We start from the raw sequence: 273 nt of genomic DNA on the forward strand, positions 1-273 counted from the left end.
ATCAAGATTTTCCTGATGGCGGTTTCGTGCAAGGGGCAACGGGGACAACAAATCCCATTATCTTTATGCGCTCTGCAATCTATGCTGGTTCTTTTATTCCAGGCTCTAAGATTATTTTTAGTTTCCAAAAAATCCACGATAAACGAGGCGCAAAAAATGCTGAATCGATTGTTGGTCGCGGAGATTTGGCATTTTTTGCGGATGAGGGCGGTTTTTATCAAATAACCAATGACGGACAGATTATACCCATTGGCTTTGAAAAAGTGGATCGAA

At 41.4% G+C, this 273-nt stretch carries 1 pseudogene; it reads left to right on the plus strand.

Annotation, left to right across the window (positions count from 1 at the left end):
- Positions 1 to 273: pseudogene (locus ACFINC_RS11345) on the plus strand (hypothetical protein); the annotation flags it as partial.

It is taken from the genome of Bartonella sp. AP58NXGY (genome assembly GCF_042195785.1).
Taxonomy (GTDB): Bacteria; Pseudomonadota; Alphaproteobacteria; order Rhizobiales; family Rhizobiaceae; genus Bartonella.